This is a genomic window from Vibrio neptunius, assembly GCF_000967495.1.
Lineage (GTDB): Bacteria > Pseudomonadota > Gammaproteobacteria > Enterobacterales > Vibrionaceae > Vibrio > Vibrio neptunius.
This window is the reverse complement of sequence record NZ_JXXU01000052.1, coordinates 1-1,992: the sequence shown is the minus strand read 5'-3', so window position 1 is coordinate 1,992 and position 1,992 is coordinate 1. Positions and strand designations below refer to the sequence as shown.

Annotated in this window: 1 protein-coding gene; it reads left to right on the top strand. The window is 50.9% G+C overall.

Annotation, left to right across the window (positions count from 1 at the left end):
• Positions 1 to 43: 43 nt before the first annotated feature.
• Positions 44 to 1,992 (top strand): PAAR-like domain-containing protein (locus TW84_RS18505; protein ID WP_045977108.1); only part of this gene is annotated, 1,949 nt, incomplete at its 3' end.

The window sequence follows — 1,992 nt, the reverse complement described above, 5'->3', positions numbered from 1 at the left end:
GCAGTGGTTAACTTTCCTTCTATCTGGACATTAGGAGCACAACATGGCAGTGACGATTAATGCAAATGGGTTAAGTATTGTTCACAAAGGATCGGGCGGTGAAGCCAACGCGACGCTCCCCGATGTGTGTTTAACGACAGTGGGCTCTGCTGTCGTTCCCATTCCTTATGGCAATAATGCCAAATCAGAAGACTTAGTCGATGGCACCACCACGGTCAGTGCAGATGGTGGAAACAGCATAGCGATACAAGGCAGTAAGTTTGCCAAAAGTACTGGCGATGCTGGCGGTGATAAAAAAGGCATCGCCTCCGGTACTATCGAGGCGCAAGCGGAGTTCATCACCGCTTCACCGACGGTCTTTATTGAAGGCAAAGGAGTGGCTCGCCTCAGCGATCAGATGACCATGAACAACGCCAACACCATGTGCCTGGCCGGTGTACAAAACCCAAGTGTGACCGTCGATCCTGATCTCGATATCCCAAACAGTATCGTAATCAAAGCTCGCTACCCTAATGGACAGCTATTGAAGAATGCGTCGTACACGCTCACCAATCAGAGTGGTCAGCCAATGGCAGACGGCGTATTGAGTGGCAAAGGCGAGTCATACATCAGAGACTTGAAGTCCGACAACGTGAAAATTACGCTCGAAGAAAGCCAAGATCCTTTCGTCATTCGGCCAATTCGACGCCCTAATCCACACCATCACCCAGAAATTTCACAAGAGGATTTCTTTACACAAGCAATTGGCCGTCATCAGGGGTTCTGGCAAGCCGCGCGAGTGGAAACCAACATGATGCCATGGGGCTGCCTAGGTCATGAGCTGAGCAGTGGCCGCTATTTTCAGGACATGCTTAACGTTGAGGCGCGGCTGCACTTTAGCCATCTCCACCCAGAAACCTCTTTTGCCTTAGACCATTTCTGTGATGCAGTGCTAGGCAACCTCAACCAGCCACTGCCCCATACGACAGAAGCCTTACTGGCTTACAGCATGCCACAGGTACTTGAAGAGGGCGAAATACTCTCGGTATTATTACGCCTTGCTCCGTATGAAACCACCGATAGAATGTTGGCATACATGCGTGCCCGTGGTCAGGGTAATCCACAGCGTTACCTGCACGAGTATGACTGGTCGGCGGCAAAGAAAGCGGTCAGTGACAACCTCGAGTCGCTGTTGAGCAAACTTCAGTCTCGACTGGAATTTCTCCACGACCAAGCCACTAAGCTGCGATACGCCTACCTCTCAGATGAAGTGTTTGATAAGCACATCACCACCTTGAAAGCCTACATTAAAGGCTTACCCGACTTGATGGCGGGCGTGTTCAGCAAAATGGAGCTAAGAGCCTCCAATCTGTTGAGTCATCTCGACAACGTCAACGTTATCAAAGCCAGTGAGAGTGTCTTTGCCACCGAGGGTGAAACCGCTGAAGTTGTCGTTAATACCACACAATCGATCGATGTGGTCGAACCCTTTATGAATGAAGTACCGGGCAAGATAGCCAATGTGCTACCCATTTACCCAGTGCGCTATGGCTATGCCAACTTCTTTGACACCATTATGCCCGCTCAAGCGCCGCCTACCTTGCCAGACATGGCCAGCGCGTCTGGCCTTAATGACACTGGCGGCTATCTTTTGCGCCTGCTGCGTGAAGGCTGGATTTACATCAAAGAGGAAGGGGGCCAAGCCGATAATCAGCAAATTCATATCTTCCGTTACGCGCAAACGGAAACCGCCACCGGCGTGCTGGAAAAGTTTGAGAAATACTACTTCACCAATCAAGAAAACGCCCAAGACGGCCTCACACTCGATACTTCCTCTGGTGCGACCTTTTACCCGTTTGCGTTTGTCACCCATGGCACGCAAAAAATCTCGATCGCTTACTCAGAGCACGAATGGGCCGCTGAAATCATCGATAAGATGAACAGCGACCAAGAGTGGCGTACCCAAGCCATGCAGCAAGTCGACATGACCGCCAGCGATGACTTTAGCGACAC